The sequence below is a fragment of the Terrabacter sp. AAH1 genome (assembly GCF_054456855.1).
The window spans coordinates 182,739-205,059 of record NZ_JBTJJV010000003.1; the positions used below are offsets into that span (position 1 = coordinate 182,739).

A 22,321-nucleotide genomic window follows, 5' to 3' on the forward strand; every position below is an offset into this window, starting at 1 on the left:
TGGGCCGACGCGTGGGGTCGGCCGGCGGCATACGGCCTCGGGACCGGAGGGGTCAGGCGTCGGGGTAGCCGGTGGGGTTGGCCTGCTGCCACCGCCACTGGTCGGCGCACATGTCGTCCATCGTCCTCTCCGCACGCCAGCCGAGCTCGTCATTGGCGCGTGACGGGTCGGCGAAGGACTCGGGCAGGTCACCGGCGCGGCGGCCGACGACCTCATAGGGCAGCTCTCGGCCGACGGCGCGTTCGAACGCGTGCAGCACCTCGAGCACGCTCGTGCCGTGCCCGGTGCCGAGGTTCCACGTCGACACCGGCTCGTCTACCTGAGATAGCCGGGTCAGCGCGGCGAGGTGACCGGACGCGAGGTCCTCGACGTGGATGTAGTCGCGCAGCGGCGTGCCGTCAGGGGTGGGGTAGTCGTCGCCGAAGACCTGCAGCTTCTCGCGGCGACCGACGGCCACCTGGGCGATAAACGGCATGAGGTTGTTGGGGATGCCCTGCGGGTCCTCGCCGATGGTGCCGCTCGCGTGGGCACCCACTGGGTTGAAGTAGCGCAGTAGGGCGATGCGCAGCGACGGGTCGGCGGCCGCGACGTCGCGCAGGATCTGCTCGATCATCACCTTGGTCCAGCCGTAGGGGTTGGTAGCCGCAGTCGGCATCTCCTCGACCAGAGGAGGTGCGTTGTGGCCGTAGACCGTGGCGGAGCTGCTGAAGACCAGCTTGCTCACGCCGTGTCGCCGCATGGCCCGCACGAGGGAGAACGTCGAGACGAGGTTGTTCTCGTAGTACTCGAGGGGCAGCTCGACGCTCTCGCCGACGGCCTTGAGACCGGCGAAGTGGATCACCGCGTCGATGCGTTCGTTGGCGAAGAGGTGCTCGGTCTTGTCGTGGTCTCGCAGGTCGAACGAGTGCACCGGCAGGTGCCGCCCGGTGAGGGCTTCGAGCCGGTTGACCACCGTCGGCTTGCTGTTGGCGAAGTTGTCGACGATGAGCACGTCGTGCCCTGCCGCGACGAGCTGGACCACTGTGTGCGAGCCGATGTAACCGGCTCCGCCGCTGACGAGTACGCGCATGCGCCCACCCTATCGAGGGCGGCGCCGGGGGCGTCAGACGAGCGACAGCTCGGCGATCGCGAGGCCGTAGAGCGCGAGGGGGACGGCGACGAGGACGGCCGAGGCGGCATACATGGTCGCGGCGACCACGCCCACCGGGAGGCCGGCGATGCGGTCGGCGTCGAGCAGCTGGATGCGGGCGCTCGCGACGCGGGTGCTGTCGGCCATCGCCATCGCGCCCACCGGCTTGGGGCCCCCGGCCATCGCCACGATGGCGCGCCCGGTGTTGACGGCGCCGGCACGGCGCACGGCGGCGCGGTCGGCGAGCACTTCGATGAGCAGGTGCACCTCGCGCAGCGCCGCCTCGGAGCGCAGCCACGGCGGCATCGCCTCGTGCACGACGGTGAAGAACTCCATGACGAGGTCGTGCCGGGCGGCGAGGTGGGCGCGTTCGTGGGCGAGGACGGCGGTGAGCTCGTCGGGGCCGAGCCGGTCGAGGGTGCCCTGGGTGAGCACGACGCGGCGCCGCACACCGGGCACGCAGTATGCCGTCGGGGTCGTGTGCTCGAGCACCCGCATGTGGCGGTCGGCCCCCTCACCGGGCGTGCCGAGCAGGTCGACGAGCTCGCGGTGGCGGCGTCGCGCCGCGCGCAGGTTGCGCCCGACCCGGTCGCCCGAGAGCAGCAGCCGCACGGCGACGACGGCGCTGAGGAGGGCGGCGACGGTGACGGTGGGCCAGCTCTGCGACAGGCGCACCTCGCGCCCGAGCAGCGCCGGCAGGGCTGCAGGTGCGGCGAGCAGGGCGGCGAGCACCGCCGCCACGGCCGTCGACTGCCACAGGACGAGCGCCGCGCGCGGGGCACGACGGAGGCTGGTCACCCGGGCGAGGGCGCGGGGGACCGGCCAGGCGAGCAGGACCGCCAGGGCGACGAGTCCCGCGACGACGAGCACAGGTCAGGCTCTGCGCTGGTCGGGTCGGCGCGCCTCGAGCTCGGCGAGGGCGGCCTTCAGCTCGTCGATCTCCTCGGGGGTCGACTCGTCGAGGAAGTGCAGCAGGGCCGACCGGCGCGTGTCGCCGGCGAGCTCGCCGAGGGTGTGGTGCAGCGACTCGGACGTCAGCTCGGCGCGGCTCGACGCGGGCGTGTAGCGCCAGGCGCGGCCGTCGCGCTCGCGCTGGACGAGGTCCTTCTTCGCCATGCGGTCGAGCACCGTCATGAGGGTCGTGTAGGCGAGGCCGCGCTCGACGCCGATGGAGTCGTGGACCTCACGCACCGTGCGGCCCTCGGGGTGGGCGTCGGCGGTGCGCCAGAGCTCTTCCATGACGGCGCGCTCGAGGTCGCCGAGGCGGTTGCGGGGTGTGCTGGGCATGGCGGTTCCAATCTATCGGCCGGTGCGGCCGCTTCCGTGCGTGCGGTCGCCCGGCTGGGTGACCGCGGTGGGTGCCATCGTCGCCGATGGCCGGCGCCGCACCTCGACGACACGGTCGAACAGGTCGGCGCCGTCGTCGCGGTGGGTCACCATGATGATCGTCCGGGGAGTGCCGCGGGCGCCCGGCCGGTTCGTGAGGGACGTGAGGTCCTCGACGACGGCACGGGCCGTGGGCGGGTCGAGGTGGGCGACCGGCTCGTCGAGCAGCACGAGCGGCCGCTCGCTGAGGTGGGCCCGCGCGATGCCGAGGCGTGCGCGCTCGCCACCCGAGAGGCCGCGTCCCCCGGCGCCGAGGGTCGTGTCGAGGCCGTCGGGGAGGCTCGTACGGAGGGCCGTGAGGCCGGCGGCCGCCAGGGCGGCGTCGACGGCGTCGTCGGTGGCGTCCGGACGGGCCAGCACGAGGTTGTTGCGCAGGCTCGTCGCGAGCACGTGGGTCTCGTCGTCGACGACGGCGACCTGCGAACGCGTCTGTGCCAGAGGGAGGTCGAGCGCATCGACGCCGTCGAGGTGGTAGGTGCCGCTCGTCGGGTCGAGGTGCCGGGCGAGCACGGCGAGCAGGGTCGACTTGCCGCTGCCGTTCGCGCCCGTGACGGCCACCGACGTGCCGGGCTCGACGACGAGGTCGGTCGAGGCGAGGTCGGTGCGTTCACCGGTCCACGACGCCGTGACGTCGCGCAGCACGACGCCGCCGCGTCCGTATGCCGTCGCGCCGGGTCGGGCGGCCACGGTGACGTCGGTGTCGGCTGCGGTGTCGCGCACGGTGTCGGCCGCGGTGTCGGCCGCGGTCTCGGTGGTGCGGTCGACGACGGCGGGGGAGAGGCCGAGCAGGGCGTCGACGCGGCGCTCGCTGCCGCGGGCCCGGGCCAGCGCGCGCATGGCGTCGACGAGCGGCGTGACGGCGTCCGAGACCGCGACCGGCGTGAGCACGAGCAGCGCCTTGACCGGCGTGGCGACGTCGAGGTCGCGCGCGATGACGGCCGTCACCGCCACGGCCGCGCCCACGGCCACGAGGTAGAGCGACGCAGCGAGCGAGCGACCCGCGCTGATGCGCCGGGTGCTGCGGGCCAGGGTGTCGTGGGCCCGGTCGAGCCAGGTCATGGCGGTCGCCCAGCCCCCGACGGCCCGCAGCTCACCGGACTGGCTCGCGACGAGCTCGCAGACCCGGGTGACCTCGGCGCGTGCAGCCAGCAGCTCGGGGAAAGAACGGGACTCGAGCGCGGCGGCGAGCGCGCTGACGAGGACCACGACGCACCCGAGCGCGAGCATCACCAGTCCGACCGGCATCGAGAGGGCCATGGCCAGGGCGATGACGATGCCTCCGGCGACCGCCGTCGACAGGACGGGCACGGTGACGCGCACCTGCGCGTCGACGGCGTCGGTGAGGTCGTCGACGACGCCGGTCAGCACGTCCGCGCGGCGCCGTCGGCCGAGCCTCGCCGGGGTGAGGGGGATGAGGCCCTCGTAGGCCCGGGTGCGACGGTCGGCGAGCAGCCGCAGCGCGGCGTCGTGGCTGACGAGCCTCTCCCAGTAGCGGAACACGGGCCGGGCCATGCCGAACGCGCGCACCATGACGATGGCGGTGAGCAGGGTGAGGATGACCGGCCGCTCGGCCGCCCGGACGATGAGCCAGCCGGACGTCGCGGTCAGGGCCATGCCCGAGGCGGTCGCGATGCCGCCGAGGAGCCCACCTCGCAGGGTGCCTGCGGTGGGCCACCAGACGGGCCGGGTGTCAGCGCTCATCGGACGGACTCCTCGGTGTCGAGCGGGGAGCCTGCGGCGTCGGGGCGCCTCACCACGACGTGCTGGTCGGCGTGGGCGAGCAGCTCGTCGCGGTGCGTGACCGCGATGACGACGCGCCGCTCGGCGAGGTCGGCGACGACCTGGGCGAGGTGCGCCGCCCCGTCGGGGTCGAGGTGCGCGGTCGGCTCGTCGAGGAGCAGCACCGTCTCGGGGGCGAGCCAGGCCCGGGCGAGCGCGAGGCGCTGTCGCTGGCCCGCGGAGAGGCCGAAGCCGTCGTCGCCGAGGTCGGCCGAGAGCCCGCCGGGGAGAGAGGCGACGACCCCGTCGACGCCGACGGCGCGGAGCGACTCCCACAGCTGCTCGTCGGTCGCAGGGTGTCCGATGGTGAGCGCCTCGCGCACCGAGCCGGTCGCGAGGAACGGCCGCTGCGTGACGTAGTGCGCACGCGGTGCGGCGACGGTGCCCGCGGTGGGCACCCGCAGCCCGGCAACGAGGTCGAGCAGCGTCGACTTGCCGCCGCCGGAAGGCCCGGTGACGACGGTCAGCCCGGGCCCGGCCACGAGCGAGAGGTCCCGGGTGACCGGGACGGCCGAGCCGGCATACGCGTAGGTGACCCTCTCGAGTCGCACCTCCCCACCCACACCGAACGCAGCGTTCGACGCCGAATGCGCTGTTCTAACAGCGCGTTCGCGATCGAACGCTGCGTTCGGCGAGGAGAGGGTGGCAGGGGAGGGGGAGGACGGCTGGGCGTGGTCGAGCTCGGCGAGGATGGCGTCGAGGGCGATGGCGCCGTCGGCGGCGGAGTGGTACTCGGCACCGACCCGGCGCACCGGCCAGTACGCCTCGGGCGCGAGGAGGATCGCGACGAGCCCGGCGCCGAGGGCCATCGAGCCGTGCGAGAGCCGCAGGCCGACGGTCACGGCGACGATGGCGACCGAGATCGTCGCCAACAGCTCCAGGGCGGCCGACGAGAGGAAGGCGATGCGCAGCGTCTCCATCGTGGCGCGGCGGTGCCGGTCGCTCACCGCAAGCACGGTCTCGACCTGGCGTCGTGCTCGCCCGTAGGTGACGAGCGTCGGCAGGCCGCGGACGACGTCGAGGAAGTGACCGGAGAGCGCGGCCAGCGCGGACCAGCGCCGCTGCGTCGACTCCTCGGTGGCGCGGCCGATGAGGGCGGCGAAGAGCGGGAGCAACGGCAGCGTCAGCACCACGACGAGGGCGCTCGGCCAGTCGACGACGACGAGCGTGCCGACGGCGAGGGCCGGCACGACGGCGGCGTGCACGAGCGTCGGGAGGTAGCGGGCGGCATACGGCTCGACGGCGGCGGCGCCGGAGGTCGCGAGCGACACCGCGGTGCCGGGGTCGGGCCGCGAGTCGGCGTCACGGGCGCCCCACGCGCGCAGCAGCGACGCCCGCAGGGCCGACGACACCGAGACCCCGGCCCACGCCCCCACCCACTCGGTGGTGGCGGCGAGGGCGGCTCGCGCGACGAAGAGCGCGAGCAGCCAGACGAGGGGCTGCGTGAGGTCGCCGCGCTCGACCACCGCCACGACCACCGCCGACAGCGCGAACGCCGTGGCGATGGTCGCGACACCCGTCAGCACACCTGTGGCGGCGAGCACGCCGACGGGCCTCCGGGCGGCCGGGACCGCCCGGAGGAGTCGTGGGTCGAAGGGCTTCATCGGCTGGCCTCGGGCATCGTCAGTGGTGGGCGGTCTCGAGCGGCGCGTCGTCGGGAATGTGCTTGGTGCCCAGACGCTTCCGGAACACCCAGTACGTCCAGCCCTGGTAGAGCAGCACGATCGGGGTGAAGACGAGCGCGACGACCGTCATGACCTTGAGCGTGTACTCCGTGCTCGAGGCGTTGTCGACGGTGAGGCTCCACGCGGGGTTCGTCGACGACGGCATGACGTTCGGGAAAAGGGTCAGGAAGTACGTCGCGACGGCCATGGCGATGGTGACGGCGGTGCCGATGAACGCCCACCCCTCGCGCCCGGCCCGGTTGGCGGCGAGCCCACCGAGCAGGGCGACTGCGGCGACGACGGTGGTCACCCAGGACGCGGCCTTGCCGTCGGTGAACCCGAGCCAGAGCAGCAGGGCCACGGCGAGCACGGCGGCGAGGCTGCCCACCCGCTCGGCGATCGCGCGGGCCTCCTGCCGGATGCGGCCCTCCGTCTTCAGTGCGACGAAGATCGCACCGTGCGTGAGGAAGAGGGCGACGAAGACGAAGCCACCGAGCAGGCCGGCCGGGTTGAGCAAGGTGAAGACGGTGCCGGTGAACTCCTTGCTCGCGTCGATCGGCACACCGCGCACGATGTTGGTCAGCGCCACACCCCAGAGGAAGGCCGGAACCAGCGAACCCCAGAAGATCGCGAGGTCCCAGCGTGCCTTCCACTGCGCCTCGGGCCGCTTGTGGCGGTACTCGAAGCCGAGGTTGCGCAGGATGAGCGCGACGAGGATGACGAGCAGCGGCAGGTAGAAGCCACTGAAGAGCGTTGCGTACCAGTGCGGGAAGGCGGCGAAGGTCGCGCCCCCGGCCGTGAGCACCCACACCTCGTTGCCGTCCCAGACCGGACCGATCGTGTTGAGCAGCACGCGGCGGCGCTTCTCGGCGTCGGCGGCGTCGGTGGCGTACCTCTTGCCGCCGAGGACGGGAAGCAGCATGCCGACGCCGAAGTCGAAGCCCTCGAGGACGAAGTAGCCCGTCCACAGGATGCCGAGGACGATGAACCAGAACGTTGCGAGATCCATTGCGGTCCAGTGCCTTTCAGTAGGCGAAGGCGAGGGGGGCGTCCTCGTCACGGTCGGCGGGGTCCTGCGGCTGCTCGAAGGGCTCGGCACCCTTGCGCACGTAGTGCAGGAAGAGCTTGATCTCGACGACGGCGAGAGCGCCGTAGAGGAGCGTGAAGACGGTCATCGAGGTGATGACCTCGCCGATCGAGACGCCGGGCGAGACGCCGGTCGCCGTGGTCATGAGGCCGAAGACGAGCCAGGGCTGGCGGCCCATCTCGGTGAAGATCCAGCCGAAGCTGTTGGCGAAGATCGGCAGGAACGGCGTGAGGATCGCCGCCCAGAGCAGCCAGCGGTGGGTCGGCGTGCGGCCCTTCCGGGTCAGCCAGAGCACGGCGATGGAGACGGCCGCGCCGGCCAGGCCGAGACCGATCATGAGACGGAAGGTCCAGTACGTGGTCGGGATGTTCGGTGCGTAGCCCGTCGCCGACGCCACGAGCGGGTTTCCGCTCGCCCCGTACGTGTCGGCATACAGGGCCTTGAGGTCGTTGATGCCCTCGACCGCGCCGCCGAAGTTGCCGGTCGCGAGGAAGCTGAGCAGGCCGGGCACCTCGATGATGGCGTTCGCATGGGAGCCGTCGAGCGAGCCGACTGAAAGCACCGAGAAGGGTGCGCCCTCGCCGGCAGGCACCGACTCGTAGAGGGCCTCGGCGGCCGCCATCTTCATCGGCTGCACCTCGGTCATGATCTTCCCCTGCACGTCGCCGGTGAGGGAGACACCGAGGGCGGCGACGAGGGTCACGACGGCGCCGATGCGGGTGGCGCGGCGGTACATCGGGGCGTCGCTCTGCGCAAGGTCCTCACCCGCGTCCGTGGCGCGCAGCGCCTCTCGTCGCATGCACCAGAGCGCGACGCCCATCACGACGGCGCCTCCGGCCATGTAGGCGGCGAAGATGACGTGCGGGAAGGTGACGAGCTGAACCTTGTTGGTCAGCACCGCGAAGAAGTCGGTGAGCTCGGCACGCCCGGTCGCCTTGTTGTACGTGTAGCCGACGGGGTGCTGCATGAACGAGTTGGCCGACAGGATGAAGTACGCGGACAGCACCGTGCCGACGTGGACGATCCACATCGTCGCCGCGTGGAGCTTCTCGGGGATGCGGCCCCAGCCGAAGATCCAGAGGCCGAGGAAGGTCGACTCGAGGAAGAAGGCGAGCAGCGCCTCGACGGCGAGCGGGGCGCCGAAGATGTCACCGACGAAGCGTGAGTAGTCGCTCCAGTTCATGCCGAACTGGAACTCCTGCACGATGCCGGTCACGAGGCCGAGCGCGAAGTTGATGAGGAAGAGCTTGCCGAAGAACTTCGCCAGTCGGAGCCACCGCTCGTGGTGCGTGCGCACCCAGGCGGTGTGGAAGAAGGCGACGATCGCGGACATGCCGATCGTGATTGGCACGAAGAGGAAGTGGTACACGGTGGTGATCGCGAACTGCCACCGTGCCAGGTCCGTTGCATCCATCAAGGCTCCCCGGAGGGTCAGCGGAACTACAGGTCGTAGTAGATACTACACGTCGTAGTTGATGCCCTGGTTCGGGTCGGGAGCCAGCCGCATTGACACGCGCGCAGGCTCGATGGGTGAATCTCGGGATGGCCGACCTCGCGCTCGACGTGGACCACGCATCGCACACCGCACCGTTCGAGCAGGTACGCGCCCAGCTCGAGGCGCTCATCCGTGACGGCCGCCTGCTGCCGGGTGACAAGCTGCCGACCGTGCGAGGTCTGGCCGGCCAGCTCGGTCTCGCCGCCAACACGGTGGCGCGCGCCTACAAGCTGCTCGAGACGGCTGGTCTCGTCGAGACGCACAGCCGCGCCGGCACGAGCGTCGCCTCAGGTGCGCACGCGGCAGAGGCGGCCCTCGCCGCTCTCGCCACGCGCTTCGTCGCCGAGTGCCGTCAGGCCGGTCTCGACGACGCGGCCGCGCTCGAGCTCGTCCGCGACGCCCAGCGCGCCGGCTGAAGCATGGTGGTGAGGCGGCGGCGCGAGCGGTCGCGCCGCATCTGACGGGCGGTGGACGACGGCCGGGGCCCCGATGGCGCCAGACCGGTCGACGGCGTCTGTAGCGACGGCGCCGACTGTGCCGTCCAGGTGCCGACGAGGCGAGCGGCGTGCGGAGGGATGCCCATGGTGTGCTCCTGCTGCTGTGGGGATGCTCGGGCCGTGGGCCCTGTGGGTCAGAGCCCGTCGTCGGGCCGCTGATACGTGACACCACGCGCCAGGCCGGTCGGCGCAGTACCGTGCAGTGGCAACCAGCCGGTCGGGGAGGGGTGACGGTGAGCGTCGTGGCTGTGCAGCGCGTGATGGCGGCCGTCGGTGCGTGCCTGCTGCTCGGTGGGGCGCTCGCGGCGTGCACGGCCGGGACCCCGGCGCCGGCCCCGACGGTCACGGTCGACGGGCCCGACATGACTACCGTCCCCGAGGGTGGCGCCGCCGTGACGGCCGACCGCCTCGGGCTGCCGCCACGGTCCGAGGACGAGGTGTCGCGGATGCAGGTGCGCGACGCCGAGGGCCTCTTCTGGAACGGGTCGCAGGAGACCGGGCAGCTCACGAGGAAGGGCCAGCGCTACCGGATCGCCGGGCGCTGTCTACCCGCAACCACGGGTGGCAGGCTCGTCGTCGACGTGCTGGGCCCGGCCGAGGGTGGCGCCGTCGACGGGGCACCGTCGGAGCCGATGTCGGGCGATCCGGTGGCGACGATCACGGTGCCCTGCGACGGCACCGAGGCGTCCCTCGTGCTCGACACGCTCCCCGCGTCGTCAGGAGCCCTCATGGTGGCCGAGGCCACGCGCCAGGTCTCGGTGGGCTGGGTCGTGCTCACCCCCATCGCCTGACCCGCCGGCACCCGCTGACCGCGCGGCCGGTGAATGCGACCCCGTGGAGGTTTCCTGCCGTCCTGGCAACGCGAACCCTCCACGATCCCGGCCGGACGTCAGGTGGTGGACCCGGGCCCGGCCGGGGTGAGCTTCGCGACCGCGATGCGGCGCCCCGACTTCGTCTCGTAGTCCGCGAAGAAGGGTGCCGTCGCGACGACGAGATCGGTCCAGACGGAGTCGCGTTCCGTGCCCCTCAGGATCTCGACGGTGACCGGGCTGCTCTCGCGGCCGATCTGGACCGTCGCCGTCGAGCTGGCCCGGAGGTTGCGGATCCACTGCGGCTCCTTGGGCTGCCCGCCGGCGGATGCCCCGAGGTAGTAGGAGCCGTCGCGCTCGAAGTAGCCGACCGGCGTCGTGTGCGCCACGGAGGTCCTGCGCCCGGGCACGGTGAGCAGCAGCACGGGCACGCCGCGCACCCGCCCGCCGACCTTCCCGCCGGTGCGGCGGTAGAGCCAGACCGACGCCGTGTTGCCCGCCTTCCAGAGGCGCTGACCGATCGATGCCACGAGGCCCTCCTCACCACCGACGCGCCCGGTGAGGCCCGGACGCGCTCCTGCTCCCGAGTCAAGCACGCACGAACCAGAGATGGCCGCGGAACAGCCGAGACGGCATACGGGAGGGGCTCAGGCCTTGGGGCGCTCGTCGACGATGCGGCGGGCCTTGCCGATGGAGCGCTCGATCGAGCCGGGACCCCGCACCTCCACGCGGCACGACGTGCCGATGCGCCGCTTGATCGTCGCCTCGAGCGTGCGGGCGATCTGGTCGGCCTCACCGGCGCCCAGCGGGGCGAGCGGCTCGACGAGAACGGTGAGCTCGACCATGCGACCGGGCTGCGTCAGCACGCACTGGAAGTAGGGGGAGAGGCGCGGCTCGGCGAGCACGTGCTCCTCGATCTGGGTGGGGAAGACGTTGACGCCGCGGATGATCATCATGTCGTCGGTGCGGCCGGTCACCTTCTCCATGCGGCGCATCGACGGGACCGCGGTGCCGGGGAGCAGGCGCGTGAGATCCCTGGTGCGGTAACGGATCACAGGCATCGCCTGCTTGGTGAGCGAGGTGAAGACGAGCTCGCCCAGCTCGCCGTCGGGCAGCACCTCCTCGGTCACCGGGTCGATGACCTCGGGGTAGAAGTGGTCCTCCCAGATGTGCAGGCCGTCCTTGGTCGTCGCCGCCTCCTGCGCGACACCCGGGCCCATCACCTCGGAGAGGCCGTAGATGTCGACGGCGTCCATGCCGGTGCGCCGCTCGATCTCCTGGCGCATCGACTCGGTCCATGGCTCGGCGCCGAAGATGCCCACCCGCAAGGTCGTCGAGGCGGGGTCGACGCCCGAGCGCTCCATCTCGTCGAGCAGGCTGAGGAAGTAGGAGGGCGTCACCATGATGACGCGCGGGCCGAAGTCCTGGATGAGCTGCACCTGCCGCTCGGTCATGCCGCCGCTGACCGGCACCACGGTCGCGCCGAGCCGCTCGACGCCGTAGTGCGCGCCGAGGCCGCCGGTGAACAGGCCGTAGCCGTACGCCACGTGCACGATGTCACCCGGGTGGCCGCCGGCGAGGCGGATCGAGCGGGCCATGAGGTCGGCCCACGTGTCGATGTCGTCCTTCGTGTAGCCCACCACGGTGGGACGTCCGGTGGTGCCCGAGCTCGCGTGGATGCGGACGACCTGCTCGCGGGGCACGGCGAACATGCCGAAGGGGTAGTTGGCGCGGAGGTCCGCCTTGGTCGTGAACGGCAGACGGGCGACGTCGTCGAGCGACCGCAGGTCGTCCGGGTGGAAACCCTTGGCCTCGAGGGCTGCCCGATAGTGAGGGACGTTGTCGTATGCCGCCCGCACCGTCCGCTGGAGCCGCTCGAGCTGGGTGGCGCGCAGCTCGTCGACCTCGAGGGTCGGGATCTCGTGGTCGGGCAGTGCCGGGCGGCCCGAGGGTGACTCCGTCGTCATGGCCCCCATTCTGCCCACGTCGGCCCTGAGCAACACACCCGGTAACAGTCAACGCGTCACGGGTGCAACCGTGACGCGTTGACTGTTACCGGGTGTGTCTGGGGCTCAGGGCCGATGGGTGTCGGTGGCCTCTTCGGCGTCCTCGGTGCGCATGCGCGCGAGGAACGACTTCGTACGCTCGTGCTGCGGGTTGCGGATGACGTCCTTCGGCTTGCCCTCCTCGACGACGACACCGCCGTCCATGAAGACGACGTGGTCGGCGACGTCGCGCGCGAAACCCATCTCGTGCGTCACGACGATCATCGTCATGCCCTGCCGGGCGAGCTCGCGCATCACGCGCAGCACCTCGCCGACGAGCTCCGGGTCGAGGGCCGAGGTCGGCTCGTCGAAGAGCATCAGCTTCGGGTCCATGGCCAGCGCGCGGGCGATGGCGACGCGCTGCTGCTGTCCGCCCGAGAGCTGCGCCGGGTAGGCGTTCGGCTTGTCGGCCAGGCCGACCTGCTCGAGCAGCTCGAGCCCCCGCGCACGCGCCTGCTTCTTGCCGACGCCCTTGACCTGGACCGGCGCCTCCATGACGTTCTCGAGCGCCGTCATGTGCGGGAAGAGGTTGAAGCGCTGGAACACCATGCCGATCTCGCGACGCTGGGTGGCCACCTGCTTGTCGGTGAGGTGGTGCAGGTGCCCGCCCTCGTCCCGGTAGCCGACGAGGTCGCCGTCGACCCAGATGCGGCCACCGTCGATGGCCTCGAGCTGGTTGATGCAGCGCAGGAACGTCGTCTTGCCCGACCCCGACGGGCCCAGGAGACAGACGACCTCACCGCGGTGCACGTCGAGGTCGATGCCCTTGAGCACCTCGTTGCCGTGGAAGCTCTTCATGACGTTGACCGCGTGGACGAGCGGCTGCTCCTCACCCGTGCGGGTGCGGGCCGCCGCGGTGGACGCAGTGCTGGTGGTCTCCGACATCAGGCGCCTCCTGCTCCGGCGGGACGGGCGAACCGCTTGTTGCTCGGGGTGCCGAAGCCGCGCCCGAACCGCTTCTCGAGGAAGTACTGCCCGACCATGAGCACCGACCCGACGATGAGGTACCAGGCGGTGACCGCGACGAAGGCCGGCATGATGAGCAGCGTCCGGTTGCCGATGGCGCTGGTCTGGTAGAAGAGCTCGGTGATGACCGGGATGGCCGAGAGCAGCGAGGTGTCCTTGACCATCGCGATCGTCTCGTTGCCGGTCGGGGGCACGATGACGCGCATCGCCTGCGGCAGCACGATGCGGCGCATCGCCTGCCCCCGGTTCATGCCCAGCGCGGCGGCCGCCTCACCCTGCCCGCGGTCGACCGAGAGGATGCCCGCTCGAGCGATCTCGGCCATGTAGGCCGCCTCGGAGAGGCCCAGGCCGATGATGCCCGCGATCAGCGTGCTCGAGAACTGGTTGACGTTGAGGGTGAAGAAGGTGAAGTCGCTCGACAGACCCATGAACGAGGCGAGCTGCTGCCCGAACGGGAGCCCGAAGTCGACCCGGTTGTAGAGGAAGCCGATGCCGCTGCCGATCATCGCGAGCAGCACGAGGCGCGGGATGCCGCGGAAGAACCATGTGTAGACGAACGACACCCCGCGCAGGACGGGATTCTCCGACAGGCGAAGCACCGCGATGATGATGCCGCCGACGATGCCGATCACCATCGAGCCGATGGTGCCGATGATGGTGCCCTTCCAGAGGCCCTCCAGCACCGGCGTCTGCTGCATGATCTCGAACGCCTTGGGGAAGTTCCAGCGCTCGTTGGTCACGAACGAGCTGACCAGCATCCCGAGCAGCACGAGGATGACGGCCAGCGCCACCCAGCGGCCGGGGTGCCGGACCGGCCGGGCGTCGATGACACCCGGCCGGTCGGTGGTCGTGTCGGTCACCGCGTGGCTCACGGGTTGAGGGCGAAGGTGTCGATGGCGCCGGCCTCGACCGAGTACTTCTTGAGAGCCGCCTCGTAGGAGCCGTCCGCCTTGGCGGCCTTGAGGGCCTCGACGAGGAGGTTGGCGAAGTCCGTCTGGTTCTTCGGCACGACGTAGCCGTAGGGGGCCGAGTCGTAGATCTCACCGAGCGCCTCGAGCGTGCCCGTCTGCTTGACGGCATACAGCCCGACCGGCGAGTCGGCGAGCATGGCGACCGTCTTGCCGCTCGCGACATCGGCCGTGACCTGGTCCTGACCGGTCTGGATGACCTGCGTGATGGCCGGCTTGCCGGCGTCGGTGCACTTCTTGCTGCGAGCGGCGAGGTCCTCGGCCTGGACGGTGTCCTTCTGGGCGCCGACGCTCTTGCCGCAGACGTCGTCGATGTTGACCTTCTCGGGATTGCCCTTCGCGACGACCCACTGGGTGCCGGCGCTGTAGTAGCTCACCATGTTGACCTGCTTCTTGCGCTCGGGGTTGATGGTGAAGCTGGAGACGCCGACGTCGTACTTGCCGCTCGTGACGCCGAGGATGATCGTGCCGAACCCGGCCGGGACGTACTCGGTCTTCAGGCCGAGCTTGGCCGCGACCGCGTTGAAGACGTCGACGTCGAAGCCCTCGACGGTCTTGCCGTCGGTCGCCAGCATCTCGTTGGGCGCATACGTCGGGTCGGTGCCGACGACGATCTTGCCGGCCGTCTTGAGCTTCGCGGGCACCTTGGCCGCGAGGGCCTGGTCGACACCGCCGCCTGCGCCGGTCGAGCCCGACCCGGCGGAGGTGTTGCCCGCTCCGGGCGAGGTGGACAGAGAGTCCGACCCGCAGGCCGAGAGGGTGAGGCCGAGGGCGACGGCGCCGCTGACGGCGACGATGGACATGCGACGCATGTTGCTTGGTCCTTCCGGGCGTTCAAACGATCGGGGCGCGACGGTGCGCCGGCTGATTGGCCGATCCTGCCACCTTTCCCCGCGGCAGCCCACGGCAACCGCCGAACCGTTAGCGAGGTGTGCCCATGGCGTGGCCGGCCCGTGGCTGCAGGGGTGGCCGCGGGTCCGGCAGGGGTCCGGCAGAGGTCCGGCAGGGGTCCGGCAGGGCTCGTCGCCAGGGGGTGCGGGCGGCCCCGGTTAGGGGATGAGCAGGTCGCTCCGGTAGTCTTGTCAGCAGCGGTCCGCCCAGTTCTGCCTCGGGCCGCCTCTTCTTGGCCTGGCGTCTGTTCGCCGGCCCCGTCGATTCGCTCTTGCGCCGCGACCCTCACCGTTGAGGCCCCTCGCGCCGGGCAGAACGACCAGCCACTTTTTCTGGAGTACCCACCTGTGTCCACTGACACGAACTTCGCCGTGCTCGGCGTGCCCGCCCACCTCGTCCGCGTGCTCGACGACCTCGGCATCACGATCCCGACCCCCATCCAGGCGGCCACGCTGCCCGACTCGATCGCCGGTCGCGACGTGCTCGGCCGTGGCCGCACCGGCTCCGGCAAGACGTACGCGTTCCTGCTGCCGCTGCTGACGCGGCTGTCCCAGTCGGGCGGTCGCCGTCAGGCGCGCCGTCCGCGCGCCCTCATCCTCGCCCCGACGCGCGAGCTGGTCGCCCAGATCGACACGGCCATGGCGCCCCTCGCCAAGGCGCTCGGCCTCACCTCGCAGACGATCTTCGGCGGCGTCGGCCAGAACCCCCAGGTCCAGGGCCTGCGGGCGGGCGTCGACGTCATCGTCGCCTGCCCGGGGCGCCTCGAGGACCTCATGCAGCAGGGCCATGTCTTCCTCGACGGCATCGAGGTGACGATCCTCGACGAGGCCGACCACATGGCCGACCTCGGCTTCCTGCCCGGCGTGCGCCGCATCATGGACAAGACGCCGCGCGACAGCCAGCGGCTGCTCTTCTCGGCGACGCTCGACGGTGCCATCAACGTCCTCGTCAAGCGTTTCCTCACGAATCCCGTGACGCACGAGGCCGACTCGGCCCAGTCGCCCGTCGCGACGATGAGCCACCACGTGCTCCACGTCGACAACGGCTCGCACCTTCCCGTCATCCTCGACCTCACCGCGGCGCCCGGCCGCAAGGTCGTCTTCACGCGCACGAAGCACCGCGCGAAGAAGCTCGCCAAGCAGCTCAACGCCTCGGGAGTTCCGGCCGTCGAGCTGCACGGCAACCTCAGCCAGAACGCGCGCACGCGCAACATGGACGACTTCCACTCGGGTCGCGCGCAGACGCTCGTCGCGACCGACATCGCCGCCCGCGGCATCCACGTCGACGACGTCGCGCTCGTGATCCACGCCGACCCGCCCGTCGAGCACAAGGCGTACCTGCACCGTTCGGGCCGCACGGCCCGCGCCGGCAACGAGGGCACCGTCGTCACGATGATGCTCGACGACCAGGTGCGCGACGTGCGCGACCTGACCCGCAAGGCCGGCATCAAGCCGACGACCACCCGCGTCGCCCTGGGCCACCCGCTGCTCAGCGAGCTCGCACCCGGCCAGCGGTCGTATGCCGGTGGGCTCGTCCGCGAGGCTGTCCCCGCGGGCGCCGGGAACCGGGGTGGCTCCGGTGACGGGGCCGGCTCGGCAGGGTCGACGTCCGGTGGCGCGGGCCGCGGTCGCGGCCGCGGCCGGGGTCACGGTGGTCAGCGTCCCGAGGCTGCCGGCGGCGCCGGTGGCTCGGGCACCCGCGGGTCCGGCCGCTCCGGCGGCCGTGGATCCGGAAGTGCTGCCGGTCGCTCCGGTCAGGGTGGCGACGGGCAGCCCGCCGGTCGCCGCAGCGACGGCGCGGGCTCGCGTCGTCGCGGCGGCGCCACGGGCTCCGGCTCCGGCCGTCGGGGTGCCGGCTCGGGCGGTTCCTCGACCGTCTACTCGACGAGCAGCGGCAGCAGCGCCGCGGCGTTCTCCGCCGGCACCCGTGCCGGCGCCCGCCGCTCCCGCTGACGCAGCCTCCCCACCCCGTCGAGTGCTCACTTCCTCGCGAAGCGTTCGTGTCGGGAAGGCTGCACTCGACGCGTAGGGCCGGTCGAGTGCTCATTTCCTGACGCGCATCGTGGGTCGCGAACTGAGCACTCGAGGCTGAACCCGCATCGAGTGCTCAGTTCCTCAGGGTTCAGGGGCGCTTGAGGGAGCGGCTGCGGCCGCGGAACTCGGCGATGATCTGACCGTCGGACTCCCGCCTGACCGTCACGTCGGTGATGCCGCTGCGTCCGAACGCCGAGCGCACCCTTGCCTCGGCGACGAGCACGTCACCGAGTCTGCCCGGTGCGGTGAAGGAGATGTCGGCCCCGGCCGCCACCGTGAGGCGCCCCCGCGAGTTGCAGGCGAGCGCGAAGCACGAGTCGGCCAGGGTGAAGATGTAGCCGCCGTGGCAGATGGCGTGGCCGTTGACCATGTCGTCGCGGATCTCCATCCGCACCACGGCGTGGTCCTGCTCGACGACCGTGGCGTCCATGCCGAGGCGGCGGGAGGCCTGGTCGTCGGCCCACATCTGCCGTGCGAAGGCGACGCCCTCGTCGCTCGACGCGGTCTCCCCGGTGTCGGTCACGACAGGCTCCCGTCTGTCAGCGCCGGGCTCGGCCGGTAGCGGCCTCCGGGGTAGGCGGCGTCGAGCGCGGTCAGCTGGGCGGCCACGACGTCGAAGCCGATCTCACGCCCCCACTCGACGGGGCCGCGGGGGTAGCGGGTGCCGAGCCGCATCGCCGTGTCGACGTCGTCGGCCCCGGCCTCGCCTCGGGCCACGAGGTCGACGGCCTCGTTGACGAGCATGGCGAGCGTGCGGGCCAGCGGGTCGGTCTCGACCGGCCCCCCGACGAGCCGGGCGGCGAGCTCGAGGTCGGGCTCGGCCCCCTCCACCGTGCCGTCGGCGGCATACGCGTAGACGCCCGAGCCGGTCTTGCGACCCAGCCGCCCCGCCTCGACGAGGCCACGCTGGAAGTCGGTGGGCGCGTACCGCTCGTCGTGGTCGGTCTGCTCCCACACCGACGTGCCGACGGCGAGGTTGACGTCCTGTCCGATGAAGTCGGTGAGCTCGAGCGGTCCCATCGGGAAGCCGCCCTTCTCGCGCAGGATCCAGTCGACCGTCGCCGCGTCGGCGATCCCCGCCTCGACGATGCGCTGCGCCTCGCCGTAGAACGGGCGCGCCACCCGGTTGACGATGAAGCCCGGCGTCGAGCTGCAGCGCACCGGGGTCTTGCCCCAGGCCTCCATGAGCGCGATCGCGTGCTCGACGTACGCCTGCGCGGTGCGCTTGCCGTGCACGACCTCGACGAGCGCCATGACGGGTGGCGGGTTGAAGAAGTGCAGACCGAGCACGCGCTCGGGGTCGGCGACGTCGTCGGCGATCGCGTCGATGTCGATGCTGGAGGTGTTCGTCGCGAGCACCGTCGTCGGTGGCTGGCGTTCGGCGAGCTCGGCGAAGATGCCCTGCTTGACGGCGAGGTTCTCGGGCACCGCCTCGATGACGAGCCCGCACTCGGGCAGCTCGTCGAGCGACCGGGCGGGCGTGATGCGGGCGAGGGCCGCCGACGCGGCGTCCTGGGACAGGCGTCCCTTCTCGACGAGGCGGGTCAGCGCCGAACCGATCTTCTCGACGGCAGCGACCGCGGCTCCCTCGACGAGGTCGACGAGCGTCACCCGGTGGCCGGCGGTCGCCGCCACCTGCGCGATGCCGGCCCCCATCGCGCCCGCTCCGACGACGCCGACGGGGCCGAACGTCGCTCCGACCGCGCCCTCGTCGTCGCGTGCAGCACCGGCCTCGGGGGTGTCCGTGTCCATGTCCGCCATCCTGCCGGGTCGGGGCGGTCGCGTGCTCACCGGGCGGTCAGGCACCCCCCGTGGCCGGGGCTAGCATCGCCTTGTGACTGCACCGGCAACGACGCCCACCCACGCACTCCTCGACACGCACGCCGGGGTCCTCGACGAGATCCGTCAGGCCCTGACCACGCGCGTCTGGTACTCCCGCTACCCCGAGTCGCCCAGTCCCCGTGTCTACGGCGAGACCGCCGCGGCGGAGGGCCTGGCGGCCTACGAGGCCCACCTCGGGCAGCCGTATGCCGCCCTGTCGAGCCAGCCGACCGACGGCACCTTCGTGGGGAGTGAGGTGTCGCCCTACGGGCCGACGCTCGGCACGACCTACCCGGCGCTCGACGTCGACGCCGCGTTCGAGGCGGCCAGGGCAGCGATCCCCGCCTGGCGCGACGCCGGGCCACAGGTGCGCGCGGCGGTGTGCGTCGAGATCGTCGATCGCATCAACAAGCGCAGCTTCGAGATCGCCAACGCGGTGATGCACACGTCGGGGCAGCCGTTCGTCATGTCCTTCCAGGCCGGCGGTCCGCACGCGCAGGACCGTGCCGTCGAGGCTGTCGCGGCGGGGCTCGTCGAGCAGGAGCGCGTGCCCGCCTCGGTCGTGTGGGAGAAGCCCGGCCGTGACCGCGAGGGCAACCCGGCGCCGACGCGCATGCAGAAGGACTACCGCATCGTCCCGCGCGGCATCGCGCTCGTCATCGGCTGCAACACGTTCCCGACGTGGAACGCCTACCCGGGCATCTTCGCGTCGCTCGTCACCGGCAACCCGGTCGTCGTCAAGCCGCACCCGCGGGCCGTGCTGCCGCTCGCGATCTCGGTCGAGGTCGCGCGCGAGGTGCTGGCCGAGGCCGGCTTCGACGCCGCTCTCGTGCAGCTCGCCGCCGAGGCCGACGGCCAGGGGCTCGCCAAGACGCTCGCCGAGCGCGACGACGTCGCGATCATCGACTACACGGGCGGGCCGACGTTCGGCGCCTGGCTCGAGGAGACCGCCGGCGCCCACGGCGCGCTCGTCTACACCGAGAAGGCGGGCATCAACTCGATCGTCATCGACTCGACCGACAACCTCAAGGGCATGCTCGGCAACCTCGCCTTCAGCCTCACCCTCTACTCCGGGCAGATGTGCACCGCCCCGCAGAATCTCTACGTGCCTGCCGACGGCATCGACACCGACGAGGGCCACCTGTCGTTCGACGAGTTCGGCGACAAGCTCGCGGGGGCGGTGGGGCGTCTCACCGGTGACGACGCGAAGGCGGTCGAGCTGCTCGGCGCGACGGTCAACGACCAGGTGCGTGCCAACGCCGACTCGCTGGCGCAGCTCGCGTCGGACTCCGACGGCCGGGTCGTGCTCGACTCACGTCGCGTGACGCACCCGGCGTACGCCGACGCGGTCGTCCGCGCTCCCGGCCTCGTCGCGCTCGACGTCGCCCGCGAGGACGTCTACACGCAGGAGTGCTTCGGGCCGGTCGGCTTCCTCATCCGCACCGCCTCGACCGACCAGTCGCTCGCCCAGCTCGCCGACACCGTGCACGAGCACGGCGCGATGACGGCCGCCGTCTACTCGACCAGCGAGGACGTGCTCGACGCGGCTCGCGACGCGGCGGCCGCGGGCGGGGTCGCCCTCTCCGAGAACCTCACCGGCCAGATCTTCGTCAACCAGACGGCGGCGTTCTCCGACCTGCACGGCACGGGCGCCAACCCCGCCGCCAACGCGGCCTACACGGACGCCGCGTTCGTCGCGAACCGCTTCCGCGTCATCACGTCACGCCGGCACGTCTGAGGTCTCGTGGTTCTGGCTCCAGCGTCGATCGACCGGGATGCCCTGCAGCGCAGGGTGATTCGCACTCTGGTGGGCTCGCAGGTGCTCGGCGGAGTCGGCATGGCCTGCGGCATCGCGGTGGGCGCGCTGCTCGCCGAGGACCTCAGCGGCACCGAGGCGCTCGCCGGCGTCGGCACCACGGCACAGGTGCTCGGCACGGCCCTCATCACCATCCCGGTCGCGAGGGCGACGGCCGCGCGCGGCAGGCGGCTCGGGCTGCGCCTCGGCCTCACCCTCGCCTTCGTCGGCGCGGCAGTGGTCCTCGCCGCCGCCGTGCTGCGCTCGTTCCCGCTCTTCGTCGTCGGCATGTTCCTCTTCGGCGGTGGCACCACCGCCAACAACCAGACGAGGTATGCCGCCGCCGACCTCGCGCTTCCGGCGCGCCGGGGGCGTGACCTGAGCATCGTCGTCTGGGCGACGACCATCGGGTCGGTGGCCGGGCCCAACCTCGTCGGGCCGGGCAAGGCCGTGGCGCACGCCGTCGGGGTGCCGGAGCTGTCGGGCGTCTTCGTCTTCTCGCTCGCGGGGTTCGTGCTGGCGTGGCTCGTCGTCGACCGGCTGCTGCGCCCCGACCCGCTGCTCGCGGCGCGGACGCTCGATGCCCAGGCGCGTCGGGCCGACGCCGAGATGGTCCGGGCAGACGCGGTCGTCGCGGGCGTGGGCGGCGACGATCCGACCTCGGGTTCGGTCGCCGACGCCTCGCAGCACGACGGCCCGAACCACGACGGCTCGATGCGGCGTGGCCTCGCCGTGCTGCGCGCCAACCCGGCAGCACTCCAGGGGATGCTCATCATGGCCCTCGGCCACCTCGTGATGGTGAGCGTCATGGTGATGACACCGATCCACATGAAGCACGGCCACGCCGAGCTCGAGGTCATCGGCTTCGTCATCTCCATGCACATCCTGGGCATGTTCGCGCTGTCGCCGCTCGTCGGCATGGCCGTCGACCGCTGGGGCGGCCCGGCCGTGGCGACAACCGGCGGCGCGGTGCTGGCGTTCGCCGCGGTGCTGGCGTCGCGCTCGCACGCCGGCTGGTCGGGGCTGCTGCTCGTCGCCCTCTTCCTGCTCGGGGTCGGGTGGTCGTGCACGCTCGTGTCGGGCTCGACCCTGCTCACCTCGGCGGTCTCCACCGACGAGCGGCCGGCGGCCCAGGGCCTGGCCGACGTGCTCATGGGCCTCGCGGGTGCCTTCGGCGGTGTGGCGGCGGGTGTCGTCGTGGGGTCCGCCGGCTACGGGATGCTCGCCCTCGGCTCCGCCGTGGTCGGTGTCGTCGTGCTCGTCATCGGCGCGACGCGCGGCCCCCGCCGGCGTGGAGACGCGGACGTCCCGACCCCCGCCTGACCCCGCCTTTCCCCGTCTGGCCCCATCGAGTGCTCACTGTCCGACCGAGCCCGCGTCGGGAATCGAGCACTCGAGTGGAAGTGGGGTCCTGGCCAGGTCAGGTGAAGAGGGTCAGCACGAAGCCGATGAGGGGGATCGTGCCCTGCGACAGCGCGGCCCGCAGGTAGCTCTTGCCGGTCGTGATGAGCACCGTCGCGGCGGCCACCATCGATCCGGCGCAGAAGAGCATGAGGGTCTTGCCGACCTCGTGGTGGCCGGTCCACCACAGCACGATGCCCAGCGCGGCGCCGATGCCGAGGAAGAGGTTGTAGAAGCCCTGGTTGTACGCCATCGGCCGGGTCACGTCGGCGGCCGTCTGGTCGGCGACCCCGAACCGACGCCAGATGTCGGGACGAGTCCAGGCGACGCTCTCCATCCAGAAGATGTAGGCGTGGAGCAGGGCGGCCAGACCGACGAACACGCTCGCGACGAAGCTCATGCTCGCGATCGTAGAGCGGCCCGCCCGCCGACGCCGTGCACCGAACCGGCGGATCGCTTTCTCGATCGCTGGCCTCCGCCCGCCACCGCCGCAGTCGAGAGAACGCTTTGTCACTCGCGGGACGTGACGGAGCGTTCTTTCGATTGGGTGGGGGG

General features: G+C 71.8%; 20 protein-coding genes. 5 read left to right on the forward strand and 15 right to left on the reverse strand.

Annotated features, from left to right (window positions below):
- Positions 1-52 precede the first annotated feature (52 nt).
- Genes galE through ACXR8F_RS06960 form a run of 7 tightly spaced genes read right to left on the reverse strand, consistent with a single transcriptional unit; the run spans position 53 to position 8,459 of the window.
- A complete protein-coding gene (gene galE / locus ACXR8F_RS06930; protein WP_458799312.1) occupies positions 53-1,069 on the reverse strand; it encodes a UDP-glucose 4-epimerase GalE in 1,017 nt (338 codons plus the stop codon).
- Between the two features lie 33 nt (positions 1,070-1,102).
- On the reverse strand, positions 1,103-1,999 hold the full coding sequence (locus tag ACXR8F_RS06935; RefSeq protein ID WP_458799313.1) for a M56 family metallopeptidase: 897 nt from the start codon (positions 1,997-1,999) through the stop codon (positions 1,103-1,105).
- A gap of 3 nt (positions 2,000-2,002) precedes the next feature.
- The gene (locus ACXR8F_RS06940) at positions 2,003-2,416 is read right to left on the reverse strand and encodes a BlaI/MecI/CopY family transcriptional regulator (RefSeq protein WP_458799314.1); all 414 of its coding nucleotides are present in this window, start codon (positions 2,414-2,416) and stop codon (positions 2,003-2,005) included.
- 12 nt (positions 2,417-2,428) lie between these two features.
- The gene (cydC, locus tag ACXR8F_RS06945) at positions 2,429-4,216 is read right to left on the reverse strand and encodes a thiol reductant ABC exporter subunit CydC (protein WP_458799315.1); all 1,788 of its coding nucleotides are present in this window, start codon (positions 4,214-4,216) and stop codon (positions 2,429-2,431) included.
- Positions 4,213-5,898 carry a thiol reductant ABC exporter subunit CydD gene (gene cydD / locus ACXR8F_RS06950; protein WP_458799316.1) on the reverse strand — a complete coding sequence of 562 codons (1,686 nt, stop codon included), beginning with the start codon at positions 5,896-5,898 and terminating at the stop codon, positions 4,213-4,215. Before cydD ends, cydC begins: the two co-directional genes overlap by 4 nt.
- Positions 5,899-5,917: 19 nt before the next feature.
- Positions 5,918-6,967 (reverse strand): cytochrome d ubiquinol oxidase subunit II, encoded by a 1,050-nt coding sequence (gene cydB, locus ACXR8F_RS06955; RefSeq protein ID WP_458799317.1) that lies wholly within the window; start codon positions 6,965-6,967, stop codon positions 5,918-5,920.
- 16 nt (positions 6,968-6,983) lie between these two features.
- Positions 6,984-8,459: a cytochrome ubiquinol oxidase subunit I gene (locus ACXR8F_RS06960; RefSeq protein ID WP_458799318.1), complete on the reverse strand. Its 1,476-nt coding sequence runs from the start codon at positions 8,457-8,459 to the stop codon at positions 6,984-6,986.
- Positions 8,460-8,575: 116 nt separating this feature from the next.
- Here ACXR8F_RS06960 and ACXR8F_RS06965 point away from each other — a divergent pair, with 116 nt between their 5' ends.
- Positions 8,576-8,956 (forward strand): GntR family transcriptional regulator, encoded by a 381-nt coding sequence (locus ACXR8F_RS06965; RefSeq protein WP_458799319.1) that lies wholly within the window; start codon positions 8,576-8,578, stop codon positions 8,954-8,956.
- A 323-nt stretch (positions 8,957-9,279) separates the two neighbouring features.
- A complete protein-coding gene (locus tag ACXR8F_RS06970; RefSeq protein WP_458799320.1) occupies positions 9,280-9,828 on the forward strand; it encodes a hypothetical protein in 549 nt (182 codons plus the stop codon).
- Positions 9,829-9,926: 98 nt separating this feature from the next.
- Here ACXR8F_RS06970 and ACXR8F_RS06975 read toward each other — a convergent pair whose 3' ends face one another.
- The 5 genes from ACXR8F_RS06975 to ACXR8F_RS06995 all read right to left on the reverse strand — a co-directional run bounded on the left by ACXR8F_RS06975 (position 9,927) and on the right by ACXR8F_RS06995 (position 14,628).
- Entirely contained in the window at positions 9,927-10,376 is a 450-nt protein-coding gene (locus ACXR8F_RS06975; protein WP_458799321.1) for a nitroreductase/quinone reductase family protein, read from the reverse strand.
- A gap of 117 nt (positions 10,377-10,493) precedes the next feature.
- Positions 10,494-11,813: a phenylacetate--CoA ligase PaaK gene (paaK, locus tag ACXR8F_RS06980; protein WP_458799322.1), complete on the reverse strand. Its 1,320-nt coding sequence runs from the start codon at positions 11,811-11,813 to the stop codon at positions 10,494-10,496.
- A gap of 105 nt (positions 11,814-11,918) precedes the next feature.
- Positions 11,919-12,776 (reverse strand): amino acid ABC transporter ATP-binding protein, encoded by an 858-nt coding sequence (locus tag ACXR8F_RS06985; protein WP_458799324.1) that lies wholly within the window; start codon positions 12,774-12,776, stop codon positions 11,919-11,921.
- A complete protein-coding gene (locus ACXR8F_RS06990) occupies positions 12,776-13,729 on the reverse strand; it encodes an amino acid ABC transporter permease (RefSeq protein WP_458799325.1) in 954 nt (317 codons plus the stop codon). The genes ACXR8F_RS06985 and ACXR8F_RS06990 overlap by 1 nt, the downstream gene beginning before the upstream one ends.
- Complete coding sequence (locus ACXR8F_RS06995) at positions 13,726-14,628, reverse strand: ABC transporter substrate-binding protein (RefSeq protein WP_458799326.1); 903 nt, start codon at positions 14,626-14,628, stop codon at positions 13,726-13,728. The genes ACXR8F_RS06990 and ACXR8F_RS06995 overlap by 4 nt, the downstream gene beginning before the upstream one ends.
- A gap of 435 nt (positions 14,629-15,063) precedes the next feature.
- On the opposite strand from ACXR8F_RS06995, the gene ACXR8F_RS07000 reads away from it, so the two are divergent.
- Entirely contained in the window at positions 15,064-16,668 is a 1,605-nt protein-coding gene (locus ACXR8F_RS07000) for a DEAD/DEAH box helicase (protein ID WP_458799327.1), read from the forward strand.
- 169 nt (positions 16,669-16,837) lie between these two features.
- On the opposite strand, the gene paaI is transcribed toward ACXR8F_RS07000, so the two are convergent.
- Both paaI and ACXR8F_RS07010 read right to left on the reverse strand, forming a co-directional pair.
- Positions 16,838-17,272: a hydroxyphenylacetyl-CoA thioesterase PaaI gene (gene paaI / locus ACXR8F_RS07005; RefSeq protein ID WP_458799328.1), complete on the reverse strand. Its 435-nt coding sequence runs from the start codon at positions 17,270-17,272 to the stop codon at positions 16,838-16,840.
- On the reverse strand, positions 17,269-18,501 hold the full coding sequence (locus ACXR8F_RS07010) for a 3-hydroxyacyl-CoA dehydrogenase NAD-binding domain-containing protein (protein ID WP_458799329.1): 1,233 nt from the start codon (positions 18,499-18,501) through the stop codon (positions 17,269-17,271). Before ACXR8F_RS07010 ends, paaI begins: the two co-directional genes overlap by 4 nt.
- A gap of 82 nt (positions 18,502-18,583) precedes the next feature.
- Here ACXR8F_RS07010 and paaN point away from each other — a divergent pair, with 82 nt between their 5' ends.
- Complete coding sequence (gene paaN / locus ACXR8F_RS07015) at positions 18,584-20,308, forward strand: phenylacetic acid degradation protein PaaN (protein ID WP_458799330.1); 1,725 nt, start codon at positions 18,584-18,586, stop codon at positions 20,306-20,308.
- A 54-nt stretch (positions 20,309-20,362) separates the two neighbouring features.
- Positions 20,363-21,688, forward strand: a complete 1,326-nt coding sequence (locus ACXR8F_RS07020) for an MFS transporter (protein ID WP_458799331.1) — start codon at positions 20,363-20,365, stop codon at positions 21,686-21,688.
- A 97-nt stretch (positions 21,689-21,785) separates the two neighbouring features.
- Here ACXR8F_RS07020 and ACXR8F_RS07025 read toward each other — a convergent pair whose 3' ends face one another.
- Positions 21,786-22,166, reverse strand: coding sequence for a DUF1304 domain-containing protein (locus ACXR8F_RS07025; RefSeq protein WP_458799332.1), 381 nt, complete (start codon positions 22,164-22,166; stop codon positions 21,786-21,788).
- Positions 22,167-22,321 lie beyond the last annotated feature (155 nt).